At 70.8% G+C, this 17,267-nt stretch carries 13 protein-coding genes; 6 read left to right on the top strand and 7 right to left on the bottom strand.

All coding sequences use genetic code 11. From position 1 onward, the window contains the following. The 4 genes from ACZZZB_RS05275 to ACZZZB_RS05260 form a co-directional block, all read right to left on the bottom strand. Positions 1 to 849: a DUF4397 domain-containing protein gene (locus ACZZZB_RS05275; protein WP_463529131.1), complete on the bottom strand. Its 849-nt coding sequence runs from the start codon at positions 847 to 849 to the stop codon at positions 1 to 3. 80 nt (positions 850 to 929) lie between these two features. Continuing rightward, complete coding sequence (locus tag ACZZZB_RS05270) at positions 930 to 2,960, bottom strand: ArnT family glycosyltransferase (protein WP_463529130.1); 2,031 nt, start codon at positions 2,958 to 2,960, stop codon at positions 930 to 932. Beyond that, the gene (locus ACZZZB_RS05265; RefSeq protein WP_463529129.1) at positions 2,957 to 4,477 is read right to left on the bottom strand and encodes a glycosyltransferase family 2 protein; all 1,521 of its coding nucleotides are present in this window, start codon (positions 4,475 to 4,477) and stop codon (positions 2,957 to 2,959) included. Before ACZZZB_RS05265 ends, ACZZZB_RS05270 begins: the two co-directional genes overlap by 4 nt. Next, on the bottom strand, positions 4,477 to 5,142 hold the full coding sequence (locus ACZZZB_RS05260) for a GtrA family protein (RefSeq protein WP_463529128.1): 666 nt from the start codon (positions 5,140 to 5,142) through the stop codon (positions 4,477 to 4,479). Before ACZZZB_RS05260 ends, ACZZZB_RS05265 begins: the two co-directional genes overlap by 1 nt. A gap of 296 nt (positions 5,143 to 5,438) precedes the next feature. Between ACZZZB_RS05260 and ACZZZB_RS05255 the strand changes: the two genes are divergently transcribed. From ACZZZB_RS05255 to ACZZZB_RS05240, 4 genes are all read left to right on the top strand, one after another. Continuing rightward, positions 5,439 to 5,801 (top strand): DUF7882 family protein, encoded by a 363-nt coding sequence (locus ACZZZB_RS05255; RefSeq protein WP_079705204.1) that lies wholly within the window; start codon positions 5,439 to 5,441, stop codon positions 5,799 to 5,801. Then, positions 5,798 to 6,631, top strand: coding sequence for an SDR family NAD(P)-dependent oxidoreductase (locus tag ACZZZB_RS05250; protein WP_124768771.1), 834 nt, complete (start codon positions 5,798 to 5,800; stop codon positions 6,629 to 6,631). Before ACZZZB_RS05255 ends, ACZZZB_RS05250 begins: the two co-directional genes overlap by 4 nt. A 71-nt stretch (positions 6,632 to 6,702) precedes the next feature. Next, the gene (locus tag ACZZZB_RS05245) at positions 6,703 to 6,876 is read left to right on the top strand and encodes a hypothetical protein (RefSeq protein WP_194644038.1); all 174 of its coding nucleotides are present in this window, start codon (positions 6,703 to 6,705) and stop codon (positions 6,874 to 6,876) included. Positions 6,877 to 6,989: 113 nt separating this feature from the next. Beyond that, positions 6,990 to 7,979, top strand: a complete 990-nt coding sequence (locus ACZZZB_RS05240; protein ID WP_463529127.1) for an SDR family oxidoreductase — start codon at positions 6,990 to 6,992, stop codon at positions 7,977 to 7,979. An 11-nt stretch (positions 7,980 to 7,990) separates the two neighbouring features. On the opposite strand, the gene ACZZZB_RS05235 is transcribed toward ACZZZB_RS05240, so the two are convergent. After that, positions 7,991 to 9,595: an AMP-binding protein gene (locus ACZZZB_RS05235; protein ID WP_463529126.1), complete on the bottom strand. Its 1,605-nt coding sequence runs from the start codon at positions 9,593 to 9,595 to the stop codon at positions 7,991 to 7,993. Positions 9,596 to 9,667: 72 nt separating this feature from the next. On the opposite strand from ACZZZB_RS05235, the gene ACZZZB_RS05230 reads away from it, so the two are divergent. Together ACZZZB_RS05230 and ACZZZB_RS05225 are read left to right on the top strand one after the other, a co-directional pair. After that, entirely contained in the window at positions 9,668 to 10,570 is a 903-nt protein-coding gene (locus ACZZZB_RS05230; protein ID WP_202939390.1) for a hypothetical protein, read from the top strand. 2 nt (positions 10,571 to 10,572) lie between these two features. Next, the gene (locus ACZZZB_RS05225) at positions 10,573 to 11,265 is read left to right on the top strand and encodes a TMEM175 family protein (protein WP_463529125.1); all 693 of its coding nucleotides are present in this window, start codon (positions 10,573 to 10,575) and stop codon (positions 11,263 to 11,265) included. Positions 11,266 to 11,544: 279 nt separating this feature from the next. On the opposite strand, the gene ACZZZB_RS05220 is transcribed toward ACZZZB_RS05225, so the two are convergent. Continuing rightward, a complete protein-coding gene (locus tag ACZZZB_RS05220) occupies positions 11,545 to 12,318 on the bottom strand; it encodes a DNA-formamidopyrimidine glycosylase family protein (RefSeq protein ID WP_274499490.1) in 774 nt (257 codons plus the stop codon). Between the two features lie 80 nt (positions 12,319 to 12,398). Continuing rightward, on the bottom strand, positions 12,399 to 17,243 hold the full coding sequence (locus ACZZZB_RS05215; RefSeq protein ID WP_463529124.1) for an ATP-dependent helicase: 4,845 nt from the start codon (positions 17,241 to 17,243) through the stop codon (positions 12,399 to 12,401). Positions 17,244 to 17,267: the final 24 nt, after the last annotated feature.

Genomic DNA, 17,267 nt, shown 5'->3' with positions numbered 1-17,267 from the left:
TCAGCTCACCGCCGTCCCGAGGTCGCGCACGAGCCGGGCGAGCTTCGCGTCGAGGTCGTCGAGGACGGACCCGAGCGTCGACGACTCCTTGGCGAGTCCGCCGCCACCGGTCTCCACCGGACCCTCGGGAGCGTCACCCGCCGCTGAGCTGTCGAGGACGGGCATGAGGGTGACGCCACCTGCAGCGTTGTCGAGCACGAAGAGCGTGCTCACGGTGCCCGGCGCGAGGTTCACGGAGGCTTCCGCCGCCTGCTTGCCGCCGGTCAGCTTGAGATCCCACGGGCCGGCGGGGACGCTCGCGTAGTCGGTCGCCGTCCCGGTGGTGGCGCCCTTCGCGATGGGCATGCCGGTCGAGGTGCTGACGTCGACGCTCTTCACATCGGTCGACGCCTGGATCAGCCGGATGCGCGCCGCACCCTCGGCCGGACCGGTGAGGTCGTCCTCGAACACCTTCGTCTGCAGGTCCTTGTTGGGACCGTAGGCCGCGACGGTTGCCGCTTCCCCGGCCGTAATGGTCACGTTGGTGCTGATGACCGGCTTCGTGCTGTCGGGCGACCCGGCGGGCACCATCGACACCACGTAGGTGCCGGCGGCCAGGTCGGTGTAGGGGGAGACCTGGCCGTAGGCGACGTCGTCGAGTTCGAACACGGTCGCGCCGCCGGAGAGTGCCGACAGCTTCACGTCGACGGTCTTGGTGTCGGCCGAGAGGTGCCCGACGCGGATCCAGCCGGAGCCTGCGGCATCGGTGGTGGCGGCGCTCGCGGCGGTGGTGCCGAAGCCGATGAGTGCTGCCGTCGCTACGGCGGCGAGGCCGCTGAGGGCGATTCGCCTCGTGGTGGTGGTTCGCATGGTGGAACTCCTGTTCTTCGGGTGGTTCGGGGGTTCGGGTGGCCCGGGCGTCCGGCTCGAGCCGGTGCTCGGAACGGTGGTCAGCGGACGACGTCGGGTTCGACGACCGAGTAGGTGACCCGCACGCCGGCCGCCGTCTGCTCGACGCGGTCGGCCGCGTAGTCGCCCTGGATCAAGCGGATGGAGTCGGCCAGACGGCTGTCGCCCGCCTCGGTGCCGGTGCGGAGCACCATGGTCCGGCGCACGTCGCCCGTCTCGCCGTCGAGCACCGGGGTGCTCTCGAGCCGGACCGGCGTCGTGGCGAGCACCTGACCGAGCGCCAGCAGGGCGCGGGAGTCGAGCTGGCCGTCGCTCACGGTCTGCGAGGCCTCCGCCGAGACGCTGAGCGAGGGGTTCAGGAGGAGCTGCGCGCCGAGCGCCGCCCGAGCCGCCGTTCGTCCAGCAGCCTGCTCGGCTGCCGCGTCGAGTCCGTCGGCGTCGATGCGGCGGACCTCGACGGCCTGCGTCCCGGAGCCGAAGGTCGCGACGAGCTCGGAGTTGTCGATCGCACCCTTCACCTCGGGGAAGGTGGTCGGGAAGGTCCGCATCGAGTCGGTCGTGACGATGTAGTCGGCGTCGCGCCAGCCGTTGGGCGACTGAGCCTGGACGGCGGAGTCGGTGTCCATCTTGTAGTACCAGATGACGTTGTCGCGATCGAAGCCGCTCTCGACGAGGTCGACCCACATCGCGTCGTCGACGATCACGCGGGACTCCTTCGGCACATTGGTCTGGACCCACTGCTGGGCTTGCCGGACCGGCTTGTCGAGGTCGGCGAGGAGGAAGCCGCGGAGCTGGGTCGCCGTGTTCGGGACGGCGACGACGGCTGCCGCGAGCACGGCGGCGAGCCAGACGGCTCCGGCCGCGCGTCCGCCGAGGAGACGACGGCGCGGTGCACCGGCCTCGACGGTCGAGCGGCGACGGAACCGGCGGATGGCCGCGCCGGTCACACCCATGATGAGGATCGTCATGAACGGCAGCAGCATGATGACGTACGGCACCGGCAGGTAGCCGCCCGGACGCAGCATGAACAGGCCGAGGAAGACGGTCATCGCGGCGATGACACGCAGCCGCGAGATGAAGAGTCCGGCGACGGCGGCCACCGCTCCGGCGACGAGGAGTGCCGCGTCCAACTGCCACCACATGCCGAGGGTCTTCGCCGACAGGCTCTCCGGGTCGAACAGCGACCCGCTCGCGACGCGGGATCCGAGCTGGAAGAAGACGCCGCCGAGGAGGCTCACCCGGTCAGGGCCGGGGATGAGCTCGCCCTTGATGGCGGCGAAGAGCACGTACGTGAAGCCGATGACGACGACGATCGTCGCGGCGACCGGCAGCGTGTACCGGCGGGTCTCCTTCCGAGCCGCGCGCCACATGGTCCAGGCGAGGAAGGGCAGGGCGAGCAGGAAGGTCTCCTTGCTCAGCACGGCGATGCCGAACGCGGCGGCGGAACCCGCGAAGCCGACGAGCTGGTGCTTGCGGCTCGTCGCGAGGATGAAGGCACCGAGGAGCCAGGGCACCGCGACGTTGTCGAGGTAGACGGTGCGGTGGAACTGCACGGCGAGCGGCGAGATCGCGAACACGAGTGCGGCGACGGCGGCCATGGCCCGGCTGAGGTGCAGGCGGCGGGCGAGGACCCACACGAGCACGACGGCGATGAGCGTCGCGACCAGCATGGCCTCACGTGCCGCGACCACGGCGATGTCGTAGCGGTCGAACGCGCCGGTCAGCCCCGTGTAGGCCGCGATCTGCAGCCAGCCGAGCGGCGGGTGGTCGTACCAATAGGTGTAGTGGGCGAGTTCGCCGAGCTTCAGCACGCTCCACGCCTGGGCGGTGTAGGTGCCCTCGTCGTCGATGCGCTGCGGGGATCCGCCCATGTTCATGGCCTGCACGACGGCGGCGATGGCGAGCACGGGCAGGAGGAAGGCCAGGGTGCGACCGTGGCGCGAGAGCCAGCGGCGCACGACGCCGGGGCCTCGCTGTGCCGGTGGCCCTGAGGTGAGCCAGCCGAGGCGGTCGCTCTCCAGGTGGAGCTCTGGTCGGCCGGGGGCGGCCGGTCGTTCGAGGATGCCGGTCATCGGGTTGCTCCGTTCTTGAGGACGAGCTCGGGTGCGCGGTCGGGCAGGTCGACGGAGACGGGAGCGGCCTCGGTGGCCTCGGCGACCTCCTCGCTGCGGTGGGCGCCGGTGTGCTCCGTCTTCTCCCAGGAGTGGTCGCCCTTCCACTCGCGGAAGACGGAACGGACGGCGGCCAGGCCGAGGAAGATCTGGTACGGGAAGGTGCCGAGGATCAGCCGGGCGTAGTCGCGGAGGCGGACCTTCTGGCCGTAGAGGCGGCCGAACTCGCCGAGCCCGGAGGCCTCCACCGCGAGGGTGACGATCGTCGGCGCGAGCGGGATGAAGGTGAGGAGCGCGATCGGCGCGGGGACCTTCGCGAACAGCACCAGCAGGACCGAGACGGGGATGAGGAGCCCGGTCGCCGCCTGGAGGAACGGCATCGACAGCAGGTAGCGGGCGAACATGCGCTGACGGAACGTCGGCAGCTTGCGCCATTCGCCCTTCTTCAGGACCTGCAGGAATCCCTGGTTCCAGCGCGTGCGCTGCTTGTAGAGCGACTGCAGGGTGCCTGGCGTCTCCTCGCGGGTGACGACCTCCGGGCTATAGGCCACGACGACCGTCGCGCCGGCGCTCGAGAGTCGGACGCCGAGCTCGCAGTCCTCAGCGAGGCAGCCGTCGTCCCAGCCTTCCGACCAGTCGAGCCAGGTCTTCTTCACGAACACCGTGTTGCCGCCGAGCGGGATGAAGCGGGAGTTCGCGTGGAAGTGCAGGCGCGACCGGAACCAGAAGTAGTACTCGAGCACGTTCCGGAGTGACCACCAGCTCGACTGGAAGTTCATGAGCTGCACGCCGCCCTGGACGACGTCGGCGCCGCTCTCGGTGAAGCGGGAGTCCACGAGCGTGAGCAGGCGCGGATGCACCTCGTCCTCGGCGTCGAACACGCCCACGACGTCGCCACGGGCGATCTGCAGCGCCCGGTTGAGGGCCTTGGGCTTGTTCTTCGGCACGCTGTCGTCGACGACCACTTTGATGAGGTCGGGGTGCCGGGCGGCGGCCTCGCGGACGACGCGCTCGGTCCCCGGGTCGTCGTGGCCCACGATCGCGATGATCTCGAAGTCGGGGTGGTCCTGTTCGGCGAGGCGGTCGAGGGTCTGACCCATGACCTCCTCCTCATGCCGACCGGGGACGAGCAGGGTGAAGGAGTGTTTGGCGGGCAGCGGGACCGCGGCGAACCCCGTGTTCTTCAGGTGGCCTGTCGACCGCCAGGCGTGGAGCATCCAGTAGAGCGTGGTGACGGCGACGATCGTCAGCGCGGCGGCGAATAGCAGCATGGTGCCGTAGCCGAGCCACTCACCGATGCTCCAGGAGCCGGGGTCGGCCGCCGACGCCGGGTCCACCAGGGTGCCGCGGTTCGGCAGCGGTTCCGTGGGTGCCGCGGGCTGCGGGGTCAGCAGGGGAGCGGGCTCGTCCGCGGCGGCGAACGGGCGGGAGGGGATGAGCGCGAGCGCTCCGAGCAGCGGTGCGAGTGCGGGTGCCATCAGGACAGGCCTCCAGAGGTCGGCAGTGCGTGGGTCGGTGCGGATCGACGAGGGGTCGTGGTGCGCGGTGCGGCGGCGGGTGCCGATGCGGCCGGGCTCGAAACAGTCGTCCCCTGCGTCGTCGTGCTGCGACGGCGATCGGTCGCCGACTCGGCGGGTCGGAAGACGACGAAGCGGTAGGCGAGGAAGCGGAACACCATGCCGAGGACGAGTCCGACGCCGTTGCCCGCGATGTTGTCGGCGAGCGGCGTGGTGTAGCCGAGGACGTAGTGCGAGACGAAGAGACACCCCGCCGCGATCCCGAGACCGAGGACGTTCATGAGCGCGAAGAGGGCGCCCTCCTTCCACACCGCGCGGCGGTGCTCGGTCCGGAACGTCAGCGCCCGGTTGCCGAGCCACGCGACGATCGTGGCGACGGCGACGGAGATCACCTTCGCGCCGATCGGCTTGTCGTCGAGCACGGTGAACCGGAGGAGGTTGTACACGCCGACGTCCACGACGAACGCGGTGCCACCGACGAGGCCGAAGGTGACCAGCTGGGAGACGAGCTTGGGGAGACGCAACGGCTGGCGTGCACGGCGGGGACGCGTTCCCGGAGCGACGGATCGTTCGGGGACGGACGGCTGGCTCGGGTGCACGACGGAAGATTCGGGCTTCACGGTCATGCACGCCGTTCGGGGGCAGCGCGAACCGCGGTTTGGTCGATTCCGTCGCCACCCAGGGCTTTGCCAGGTTCACGAAACAGGGCTGAAATCCCTTGATTTTCCGCGGAAGTTGACGTATCCGCGAGGGCATGGGGGACAACACCGAGGCCCCCTGAACTGGGCCTTCGCCCGCCCGTCAACCGGCACGACGGCGATCCTTCGGTCGCCTACGATGGGGGCAACGCCCGGTGTGCTCGGGCGTCGTGATGCCCTGATTCGAGGGTGCGCGAGACGACCGGCACAGAGGGAGACATCTGGTGGGAAAGCTGATCTACGGGAGTTCATCGCGAGAACTCGAACTCGACGACCGGATGCTCGCGCACGTGAAGTCGATCGCGGTCATGAAGCTGCGGCGCAACGAGTCCTTCACGATCTCCTGGCCGCGCTCGCTCGAGACCGGTGGCGGACGCGTGACGATCTGGGTGCACCCGTCGATCTCGTTGCAGTTCGAGTTCGACCAGGAGGAGCGTCCGGAGCTCAACCGCAGCTGGCTCGAGTCGATGATGCAGGACGCCAACAAGACCGGCGACCTCGCCATCGGACGTGAGGTCCCCGACATCGACCAGCGGGCGCGCCCGACCAACGTCAGCGAACCCCGCCCCCGGAAGTCCTCCGCGTGAGCGACCGGGTGATCGTCCTCACCGGCGCCAGCGACGGCATCGGTGCTGCGGCCGCGAAGGCGTTGACGGACGCGGGCGAGCAGGTCGTGGTGGTCGGGCGGTCCCCGGAGAAGACCGCGGCCGTCGCGCAGCGGATCGGGGCTGCCTCGTTCATCTCCGACTTCGCCGAACTGGCGCAGGTGCGGCTCCTCGCCGAACAGCTCCTCGAGCGGTACCCGCGGATCGACGTCCTCGCCAACAACGCCGGCGGGATCTTCGGCGCCGACCGCCGGGTCACGGCCGACGGCCACGAGCAGACGTTCCAGATCAACTACCTGGCACCCGCGCTCCTCACCCACCTCCTGCTGGACCGCCTCCTTGAGTCCGAGGCGACGGTGATCAACACCTCGAGCGTCGCCAACCGCCTGTTCGGGAAGCTCGACCTCGACGACCTCGACGCCGAACGCTCCTACTCGCCCACGCGTGCCTATGGCAACGCGAAGCTGGCGCAGATCCTCTTCACGAAGGAGCTCGACCGCCGGTACGGCCCGCGCGGACTGTCCGCCGCGGCGTTCCACCCGGGGGTCATCTCGACGAACTTCTCCAGCGCGCCCGACGGCGCGATGCGGTTCCTGTATGCGAACCCGCTCGGTCGTCGCCTGCTGAACACCCCCGAGGAGGGCGCCGACACCCTCTTCTGGCTCGCCGAAAGTCAGCCGGGCCTCGACTGGACCTCGGGCGGCTACTTCGTGAAGCGGAAGCCCGCACGCACCAACAAGCTCGCCGACGACGTCGCCCTCGCCCGCGGGCTCTGGGAACGGACCGCGGAGCTGCTCGCCGAGCACCGCTGAGCGGTCCCCTCGGTCCGTCTCAGTGGCTCCCGCGCCACCCGGCCTGGGCGACGGGAGCCTAGGCTGGTGGGATGCGATGGAACGAATGGACGACGGCGCTCGTCGTCGCCGGGGTCCTCGCGCTCGCCGCGCTGCTGATGCTCCTGATCCTCGGACCCGAGGCGCCGGTCGTGTGGGGACTCGTCTCCGGGGTGCTGCTCGCCCTCGTCGTCGGTGCCATGGCGTTCGTCAAGCGCGAGCGCTGACCCAGTCCGGGTAGACCTCTCCCGGTCACTGAGCTTGTCGAAGTGCCCACGACGGACCTCCCGATCCTGGGAAGGCCTGGGCGAGTCGGGGGACGGTGCGCGAGGATGGACCAATGACGACGAAGCGCATCCTGTTCATCGGCGGCAGTGGCATCATCTCCTCGGCGTCGGTCGCCAGAGCGGTGTCGCTGGGCCATGACGTCACCGTCCTGAACCGCGGCCTGTCCCACGTCCGCCCCCTCCCCGAGGAGGTCGAGCTCCTCCGCGCGGACGTGCGCGACACCGACGCGGTGACCGAGACGCTCGGCTCGCGCGAGTTCGACGTCGTGGCGCAGTTCACCGCGTTCACGCCGCCGCAGGTGCAGGCGGACATCGACCGCTTCGCCGGTCGGATCGGCCAGTACGTGTTCATCAGCTCCGCGTCGGCCTACCAGAAGCCGCCACAGCGCCTGCCCGTCGTCGAGTCGACGCCGCTCCGGAACCCGTTCTCCCAATACGCGCGCGACAAGATCTCCTGCGAGGACGTCCTCGTCCACGCCTACCGCGAGCAGGGGTTCCCGGCGACGATCGTGCGCCCGTCACACACCTACGACCGGACGCTCATCCCCACGATGGGCCGGCGCACCGACCTCGACCGCATGCGCGCGGGCAAGCCGGTGGTCGTGCACGGCGACGGGACGACCCTGTGGACCATCACCCACACCGAGGACTTCGCGGTCGGGTTCGTCGGTCTGCTGGGTCGTCGCGACGTGCTCGGGGAGGCCTTCCACATCACGGGCGACCACGCACCGAGCTGGAACGACATCACCCGATGGATCGCGGAGGCGGCCGGCGTGGAGGCCGACATCGTGCACGTGCCGTCCGACGTCATCGCGGAGGTCCACCCGCCCCTCGGGCCGACGCTCCTCGGCGACAAGGCGTTCCCGATGGTCTTCGACAACACCCGCATCCGCAGTCTCGTCCCGGAGTTCCGGCCCGCCGTCCCGTTCTGGGACGGCGCGGCGGAGATGGTCGCGTTCCACGACGCGAACCCGCACTGGCAGCCGGCCGAGCCGGAGCTCGACGCGGCCTTCGACCGGATGGTCGCCGCCGTCGGTCGCTGAGCGGCAGTCGATCACTGAGCGCGCTGGAGCGCCTCCGCGGCCCGGAGGTCCTTCCGGAGGATCTTCCCCGACGTCGACTTCGGGATGACGTCGACGAACGCCACGCGCCGGATCTTCTTGTGCGGGGCGACCCGCTCCGTGACCCATGCCATGAGTGCCTCGGCGGTGACGTCCTGGCCCGGTTGCAGGACCACGAACGCCTTCGGTACCTCCTGGCCCTCATCGTCGAGCACCCCGATGACGGCCGCGTCGGCGACCGCCGGGTGGCCGAGCAGCAGCGCCTCGAGCTCCGCCGGGGCCACCTGGTAGCCGTGGTACTTGATGAGCTCCTTCAACCGCTCGATGATCCGCACGGTGCCGTCACCGCGCACGGTCGCGATGTCGCCGGTGTGGAGGAAGCCGTCGGCCTCGAGGGTCTCGCGGGTGGCCTCCTCGTTGCCGAGGTACCCGAGCATGACGTTCGGGCCGGCGCAGAGCAGCTCGCCCGCCGCGCTCTCCTCGTCCGAGCCCTCGGCGGGGTAGTCCACTTCGGCGCCGGTCTCCGGATCGACGATCCGGCACTGCATGTTCGGGAGCGTCGTGCCGACGCTGTCGAGGGACGCCCCCTCGGCCTGGAACGCGATCGCGTGGCTGACCGGGCTGAGTTCGGTCATGCCGTAGCCCTGTCGCATCCGACAGCCGAGACGCTCCTCGACCGCCCGCCCGAGCGTCGCGTCCAACGGCGCGGCACCGGAGAAGATCGTGTGGACGCTCGAGAGGTCGAACTCGTCGACGAGCGGGTGCTTCGCCAGCGCCACCGCGATCGGTGGGGCGATGAACACGTAGCTGCAGCGGAAGTCCTGGATGATCCGGAGGAACTCAGCCAGGTCGAACCGCGGCATGGTCACGAGCGAGGCGCGCCGCGACAGGGCGAGGTTGAGCAGCACCGTCATGCCGTAGATGTGGAAGAACGGCAGGACCGCGAGGATCCGGTCGTCGGCGACCATGCCGAGCTGGGGGATCGATTGCTGCACGTTCGCGACGAGGTTCCGGTGCGAGAGCATCACGCCCTTCGGCCGGCCCGTCGTGCCGGAGGAGTAGGGCAGCACCGCCACGTGTGTGGCCGGGTCGAACGAGACGTCCGGCGCGGGGAGGCGGCGCACGAGGAGGTCGCTCAGCGAGGCGTGCCCCTCCGCGCCGTCGAGGACGACGACGCGGTCGGAGGGGATGCCGCAGGCGCTCGCCGCAGCCCAGGCCTGGGGGAGCAGCGGGGAGACGGTGAACAGCATCGTCGCGCCGGCGTCGCGCAGCTGCGCCTCGATCTCCTCGGCGTTGTAGAGGCCGTTCACCGTCGTCGCCGTCGCGCCCGCGCGCAGGATGCCGTGGAACACGGTCGCGAAGGCGGGTACGTTCGGCGCGTGGAGGGCCACGACGTCGCCGACCCCGATGCCGGCCGCCGCGAGGGCACCGGCCAGCGCGTTGATCTGGCCGATGAGCTGTCGATAGCTCGTCTCGGCGCCGGTCGTGCCGTCGCGGAGGGCGATGCGGTCGAGGTCGCTCGGGGCGATGCCGCCGAACAGGGTGTCGTAGACGCTCAGGTCGGGGATCTCGACGTCGGGATGCGGGCTGATGAACACGAGTGATCTCCTTCGAACACCGGTGATGGTGGAGTGAGTCTATCCACGCCGGGTGCTCGTTAGGCTGAACCTGTGAACGCGTCCCGCCCCATCCTCGGTCTCCTGCTCGACGTCGACGGCCCCATCGCCAGTCCGATCACCCGGACGATCAACCTCCCGAGCATCGCGCAGGACCTCGCGACGCTCGCGAACGCCGGGGTCCCGATCGCCTTCAACACCGGGCGGAGCGACGCGTTCCTTCGCGAGGTGGTCGTCCCACCGCTCCTGGCCGCCGGGCTCGCGGACGACGTCCGGCTCTACGGCATCTGCGAGAAGGGCGCCGTGTGGTTCGGGTTCTCGGCTGCCGGGGTCGACGAGCTGAGTCTCGATCAGGACGTCGCGATGCCGGAGGGCTACGGCGATGCCATCGAGCGCCTCGTCGACGAACGGTACGCCGAGACGGTGTTCTTCGACCACACCAAGCGCGCGATGGTCTCGGTCGAGCAGCACGTCGAGGTGCCGGCAGCGGACTACGCGGTCGTGCGGAAGCACTTCGACGACGACGCCAGAGCCGAACTCGCCCGTCGCGGGTTCGGGGTCGAGCACGCCCCCGGCCGCTACCCGGACGACGCCGGCCTCGTGCAGTACCGCATCGATCCGACGATCATCTCCACCGACATCGAGTCGGTCCGGCTCGGCAAGGACCTCGGCGCCGAGCGCGCGCTCGAACTCCTCGAGGCCGACGGCGGTGCGCTCCCGCTCGCCTGGCGCACGGTCGGCGACTCCCGGAGCGACTACGCGATGGCCGACTGGTTGTTCGAGCACGGGTACGAGGTCGCGCACGTCGACGTCCGCCCCGCCGACGGCGTCCCCGAGAAGCCATACCCGGTGCTGACCCACCCGACGCTCATCCACGACGAGGCTGGTGCGGCCTTCCTGGCCCGCTGGGTCGCCATGGTGCAGGGGACCGCGACCGACGACGCCGACGTGAGCTGACGATGGCCGGCGAGGATGGGCGTCCGACGGGCCGCCGTCGACCCGGTCCGACGACGGAGCGAGGGCTCGACCGCGTCGTCAACTTCAGCGACGCCGTCGTCGCGATCGCGATCACGCTCATCATCCTCCCGCTCGTCGACCTCGCCCAGGAACACGACGACGGCTCCGTGGTCGCGTTCTTCGGCCACAACTGGACCGGCCTCGCCGCGGCCGCGCTGAGCTTCGTCGTCATCGCCAACTTCTGGCGCGACCACCACCGCCTGTTCGAGCGCACCGTCGGATACTCGACGCGGCTCGTGACCTTGAACTTCCTCTGGCTCGCCGGGATCGTGTTCCTGCCGCTGCCGACGGTGCTCCTCTTCGACGGGACGGGTGACGACCGCGGCGCACCGACGCTCTACATCGCGACGATGCTCGTGTCGATGGTCGCGGTGCGACTCCAGCAGGTGGTCGTCGAGCGGGACGGGCTGCTCAGCGACGAAGCGGCAGCCGCGCCGCGCCAACCGTGGGTGCTCGTGTGGTTCCCGATCGGCCTGATGCTGCTCGCCGGCGTCCTCGCCGCGACGGTGCCGGGGCTCGGCGCCCAGGCGCTGTACCTCCTGCTGCTGTCGCTCCCGATCGGGTGGATCAGTGGCCGGCGGCACCGGGACGCCCCTTCGACAAGCTCAGGGACCGGGGAACCTTCCGGTCCCTGAGCTTGTCGAAGGGTGGGGTGCGTCGGGTGGGGCTGCACTTCGACAGGCTCAGTGACCGATGATGATGGCTCTCGGGGACCGGTGACCTTCTGGTTCGTGAACATATTCCGGTCCCTGAGCTTGTCGAAGGGTGGGGTGAGTCGGGCGGGGCTGCACTTCGACAGGCTCAGTGACCGGTGGTGGTGGGCTCAGTGACCGGTGGTGGTGGGCTCGGTGACCGGTGGTGGTGGGCTCGGTGACCGGGGATGGTGCCTCAGGGACCGGCAGCTTGCAGTCGGGTCAGGTCTGGCAGTGGGGACACCAGTAGGTGTCGCGGAGCGCGGTGGGGTCGGCGCCGAGCTTGCCCCGCTGGATCCGGGTGCCGCAGCGGAGGCAGCGTTGACCGTCGCGTGAGTACACCCAGGTCTTCCGGCCGGGCCTCGTGTCGCCCGTCGTGACGCGGTTGCGGCGGTCGCGATTGGCGTTGATGAGCCGGTAGCCGAGGCGTACGGCGCCCGGCAGGTCGACCTCCGCGGTGGGCCTCGTCGGGAGGACCCCGCGGATGAAGCAGAGTTCGTTGACGTACTCGTTGCCGAGCCCCGCGAGGTTGCGCTGGTCGAGCAGCGCGACGTGGATCTCGCGGCCGTCGGCCTCGAGGTTGTGGATGGCACGCTCCTCGTCCCAGTCCGGTCCGAGGAGGTCGGGACCGAGCCAGCCGAAGCGCTCTTCGTCCTCGCGCGAGGGGAACACCTCGACGAGGCCGAGTTCGAACCCGACCGTCACCCAGTGCTGCGTCGACACGATCGCGCGCGCCTTCCAGGCCGGCCGCCGCCAGTGCTCGCCCGGCTGGTAGACGTGCCACAACCCCTCCATCTTGAGGTGCGTGTGGAGCGTGTGGTCGCCGATATGGTGCAGGAGGTGCTTGCCACGTGGGATGACGTCGTGGACGACGTCGCCCCGCAGGTCGATGGTCGCGAAGGCGGGCACCCGCAGGTCGAAGCCGGTGACGACCTCGCCGGCGAGCGCCTGCCGCAACCGGTGCGCGGCTTGGAAGACCGTGTCACCTTCTGGCATGAACCGCTCCGTCCGTTCCGGCTACGGTGCCACCGGCAGGGTGTCCGGCGCAACCCGTGGCGGGACGGCCGCGAGCCGGTTCACCCACGCCGGAGCCGCAATCCACGCGGCGTCTCGACGAATCCGGCGTCGCGGAGGGCGTGGCCCGTCGGGGTGCCGAGCACGAAGGCGCCGTTGACCTGCTCGATGCCGAGCTTCTCGATGCGACCAGCGCGCACCGTGGACGCCAGGGAACGCGCCCCGGCGCGGAGCTGGTCGTCGTCCTCAGAGAACACGAGCGCCGTCTTGCCACCGCGTTCCAGGTAGTAGACCGGTGCTCCGTCGACGAGGACGACGAGCGCACCCGCCTTCCGCCCCGGCCGGTGCTTCACTCCGGTGACCTCCTGGCCCGGCCAACCGAGGGCGGCGCCGTAGGGGTTCGCCGGGTCGGTCGCGGCGAGAGTGACGGCGTCGAGCGGTGGCTCGTCGTCGGTCCGGATGAACCCGCGCAGGCGGTCGACGGTTCCGGAGGAGGCGAACTGCGCCCCGCCGAGGCGTTCCACGAAGTATCCGCGACGGCAGCGACCGTTCTCCTCGAACTGCTTCAGCACGCGGTAGGCGAGGGCGAAGCCGCCAGTCACGCCCTCCGCGACGACGGACCCGCGCGTCACGACGCCGTACCGCTCGAGCAGGGTCTCGCCCGTGGCGACGGCACGGATGGTGGCGTCCTGCTCGGCCAGCGGCAGGATCGACCACCGGCCGCCGAGGGTCTGGCTCGCCCGCGTCGACATCGAGGGGCGCTGCATGTTGCGGCCACGGTACAGCTTCGATCGCGGGGTCTGCCGTTGCACCCGGTGCGCCGAGTTCCCCGAGCCGGAACCCACGAGCGTGCGGAGCGGTGAGAAGGTGTCGTTGGTGACGAGCCCGGCCCACACGAGCTCCCACAGGGCGTCGACGAGGAGCTTGTCGTCCGTCGAGCCGACCGACTCCGCAAGCTGCCGGAAGAAGTACGCGCCGCCTCCGCCGAGCGTTGCGAGCAGTTCGGTCTGCAGGGCGTCGGGGGTGTGCGGCGTCGGAGCGAGGGGCAGCGTGAGTGGCGCCGTGTCGGCGAGGTGGAGCGCGACCCAGCCGTCGTTGCCGGGGATCGACCCGCTGCCCGACCACACGACCTCGCCCGTCGCGGTGAGTTCGTCGAGCATCGCGGGACTGTAGTCGGCGACGCGTGAGGGCAGGATCAACGACTCCCAGGCCGACGCCGGGATGGGCGCGCCGGCGAGCTGGTCGATGACCGTCGCGACGCCGTCGACCCCGCGGAGCGTCCCGCCGAGGTGCTGCCACACCGGCAGGAACCGGGCGAACGCCTGCTGTTCGACCGGCTCGACCTCGTGCCGCAGCGCGGCGAGCGAACGGATGCGGAGCTTACGCAGCACGCCGGCGTCGCACCACTCCGTCGCATCGGTGGGGCTGCGGTCGGCGTCGTCGTCCTCGCCCACCAGCTGCCGGCCGGCGGGGAGGAACTCGCCCTTGACCACGCGGCCGGCGTCGGCCAGCCGGGCGAGCGTGTGCTGGACCACCGCGGTCCCGAGACCGAAGCGCCTGGCCGTCTGCCCGGTCGTGAACGGCCCGTGCGTGCGCGCGTGGCGGGCGAGGAGGTCGCCCAACGGATCGGCGACCGGCTCGGTGAACGCGACCGGTACACCGATGGGCAGCGGGGTCCCGAGCGCGTCGCGGAGTCGGCCGGCGTCCTCGATCGCGGCGAAGCGCTCTTCGCCGGCGATCGGGACCCGGATGACGCGCTTCGAGCGTTCGAGTTCGGCGACGGCGGCCGCCGAGCGAGCCGGATCGGGGGACCAGGCTTGCGGGTCGTCGCCGCGACTCGCCTCGCCGTCGGCGGAGACGGTGACGCCGTCGAAGGTCGTCCGGGCCGCGATCTCGTCGATGGTGAGCGGGCCGAGCATTCGCAGCGCGTCTGCGACGCCCTCGATCCCCTTGAGTCGTCGCTCGGGGTCGAGACGCTGCAGCTCGAGCGCGGTCTGCTCGATGACGCCCGGGTCGAGGAGTTCGCGGAGTTCGACACGGCCGAGGAGCTCGCCGAGCATGGTGCTGTCGACCGCGAGCGCCGCGGCCCGGCGCTCGGCCAACGGGCTGTCGCCCTCGTACATGAACGCGCCGACGTAGCCGAACAGGAGCGAACGGGCGTAGGGCGAGGGCTGATCGGTCGTGGTCTCGACGATGCGGATCGCGCGCGACTGCAGCTCACGCGCGAGGTGGTCGAGGGCCGGGAGGTCGTAGACGTCCTGGAGACACTCGCGGAGCGTCTCGAGGATGATGGGGAACGTCGGGTACTGCTTCGCGACCTCGAGGAGCTGCGCCGACCGCTGGCGCTGCTGCCAGAGGGGCGAGCGTTTCTGCGGCGAGTAGTTCGGGAGCAGGAGGGCACGGGCGGCGCACTCGCGGAACCGCGAGGCGAACAATGCCGAGCCGCCGACCTCCTGCGTGACGAGGGCGTCGAGCTCCTCCGGTTCGAAGACGAAGAGTTCCGCTCCCGGCGGCTCGCTCTCGGTGTCGGGTAGGCGGACGATGATGCCGTCGTCGCTCGCCACCGCCGAGCCGTCGACCCCCAGCCGCTCCTGCACCCGGGCGCCGACCGCGAGCGCCCAGGGGGCGTGCACACGGAGTCCGTAGGGGGAGTGGAGGATGACCCGCCAGTCGCCGAGTTCGTCGCGTGAACGTTCGACGACGAGGGTCGTGTCGTTCGGGACGACGCCCGTCGCCTCGCGCTGCTCGCGGACGTAGGCGACGAGGTTGCTGATGGCTCGCTCGTCGAGGCCGGCCGCTTCGAGACGTGGGGTGGAGCCCGTTCCGGTGGTGTCGAGCTCGCGCACGAAGGCGCCGATGGCGCGACCGAGCTCGGCCGGGCGACCGATGCCGTCGCCCTTCCAGAACGGCAGTCGCCCCGGCTGGCCGAACGCCGGCGTCACGAGCACGCGGTCGTGGGTGATCTCCTGGATGCGCCAGCTCGTGGCGCCGAGGGCGAAGACGTCGCCGACGCGGGACTCGTAGACCATCTCCTCGTCGAGCTCGCCGACGCGCGCGCCGGCACCCGACTCGCCGACCATGAACACGCCGAAGAGCCCGCGGTCGGGGATGGTGCCGCCGCTCGTGACGGCCAGGCGCTGGGCCCCCGGCCGACCGGTCAGGACCCCGGCGTCGCGATCCCAGACGATCCGTGGCCGCAGTTCGGCGAAGGCGTCGGAGGGGTAGCGCCCGGCCAGGAGGTCGAGCGTCGCCTCGAAGGCCGAGCGGGGCAGGGAGGCGAACGGGGCACTGCGCTTGACCGTCTCGAACCAGTCCTCCACACCGAGTTCGTCGAGCGCGACCGCCGCGACCGTCTGCTGCGCGAGGATGTCGAGCGGGTTCGAGGGGACCTCGATCGCCTCGATGAGCCCGGCCTCCATCCGCTCGGTCGCGACCGTGGTGCTGATGAGGTCGGCGCGGTGCTTCGGGAACAGGACGCCCCGGGAGACCTCGCCGACCTGGTGGCCGGCGCGGCCGACCCGCTGCAGGCCGCTCGCGACGCTCGGCGGGGACTCCACCTGGATGACGAGGTCGACCTCGCCCATGTCGATACCGAGCTCGAGGCTCGAGGTCGCGACCACGCAGCGCAGGCGGCCGGACTTGAGGTCCTCCTCGATGCCCGCGCGCTGCTCCTTGGAGACGGATCCGTGGTGGGCGCGTGCGAGGAGGGGGATGTCGTCGTCGCTCTCCTCGGTGGCCGGCCGGGCGGCTGCGGCCGCGACGCTCGTCGAGCCTCGGGTCTGGCCGCTCTGGGCCATGAGCTGCGCCGGTGGACGCCCGGCACCGGGGGTCGTGAGGGTGGCGTCGCTGAGTCGGGCCTCGTTGATCTCGTTGAGCCGGGCCGTGAGTCGCTCCGCCAGCCGACGGGAGTTGGCGAACACGATGGTGGAGCGGTGCGCGAGCACGCGGTCGACGATCGCCTCCTCGACGTGCGGCCAGATGCTGCCGACGCGGTCTTCGCCGCCGCCGTCGCTGTTCGGGGTGTACCCGGTGAACCCGCCACCGCTGCCGTCCTCGTCGGCCTCGCCGGGTGTCCGCATGCCGGCGTCGGGGTCGGTCATGTCGTCGACCGGGACGACCACGTGCAGGTCGAAGGTCTTCGCGGCCGGCGGGGCCACGATCTCGACCGGTGCGCGGCCTCCGAGGAACCGCGCGACCTCCTCGGCGGGGCGCACCGTGGCGGAGAGCCCGATGCGCTGCACGGGCTTCTCGAGCATGGCGTCGAGCCGCTCGAGCGACACCGCGAGGTGCGCGCCGCGCTTCGTCGAGGCGACGGCGTGGATCTCGTCGATGATGACGGTGTCGACCGTGCGGAGGGTTTCCCGCGCCGCGCTCGTGAGCATGAGGAAGAGTGACTCGGGGGTGGTGATGAGGATGTCCGGTGGCTCTTTGGCCATCGCCCGGCGGTCGGCGGACGGGGTGTCGCCCGAGCGGACGCCGACACTGATGGTGGGTGGCTCGGTGCCGAGGCGGCGCGCCGCCTGGGCGATGCCGACGAGCGGGGTGCGGAGGTTGCGCTCGACGTCGACGCCGAGGGCCTTCAGCGGCGAGATGTAGAGGACACGGGTGCCGCGGGAGCGCTCGCGCTGGGCAGCGGCGGCCTCCGCTTCGTCGGCCTCGAGCCCGGTGAGCGGGACGCCGGTGCGCGGCCGGACGGCGTGCTCGGCGATGGCCTCGGAGAGCAGACGGTCGATCGACCAGAGGAACGCGGACAGGGTCTTGCCCGAACCGGTCGGCGCGACGACGAGGGCGTTGGCGCCGCGGGAGATCGCGTCCCAGGCACCCGCCTGCGCCGGCGTGGGCGCGACGAAGGCCCCCTCGAACCAGTCGCGCGTCGCGGGGGAGAAGCGCTCGAGCACCTCGGTCATGGGTTCCATCATCCTGCACCCCAC

Source organism: Plantibacter sp. AC185 (assembly GCF_979258065.1).
Note: the sequence above shows the minus strand (reverse complement) of the source record. Positions and strands in the feature narration are given on the sequence as shown.

What these genes read in the sequence shown, in the direction of transcription:
- ACZZZB_RS05270 (WP_463529130.1), bottom strand. Translation starts at nt 2,960, where the DNA reads ATGACCGGCATCCTCGAACGACCGGCCGCCCCCGGCCGACCAGAGCTC.
- ACZZZB_RS05225 (WP_463529125.1), top strand. Translation starts at nt 10,573, where the DNA reads ATGGCCGGCGAGGATGGGCGTCCGACGGGCCGCCGTCGACCCGGTCCG.
- ACZZZB_RS05265 (WP_463529129.1), bottom strand. Translation starts at nt 4,477, where the DNA reads ATGGCACCCGCACTCGCACCGCTGCTCGGAGCGCTCGCGCTCATCCCC.
- ACZZZB_RS05240 (WP_463529127.1), top strand. Translation starts at nt 6,990, where the DNA reads ATGACGACGAAGCGCATCCTGTTCATCGGCGGCAGTGGCATCATCTCC.
- ACZZZB_RS05220 (WP_274499490.1), bottom strand. Translation starts at nt 12,318, where the DNA reads ATGCCAGAAGGTGACACGGTCTTCCAAGCCGCGCACCGGTTGCGGCAG.
- ACZZZB_RS05245 (WP_194644038.1), top strand. Translation starts at nt 6,703, where the DNA reads ATGCGATGGAACGAATGGACGACGGCGCTCGTCGTCGCCGGGGTCCTC.
- ACZZZB_RS05215 (WP_463529124.1), bottom strand. Translation starts at nt 17,243, where the DNA reads ATGACCGAGGTGCTCGAGCGCTTCTCCCCCGCGACGCGCGACTGGTTC.
- ACZZZB_RS05260 (WP_463529128.1), bottom strand. Translation starts at nt 5,142, where the DNA reads ATGACCGTGAAGCCCGAATCTTCCGTCGTGCACCCGAGCCAGCCGTCC.
- ACZZZB_RS05275 (WP_463529131.1), bottom strand. Translation starts at nt 849, where the DNA reads ATGCGAACCACCACCACGAGGCGAATCGCCCTCAGCGGCCTCGCCGCC.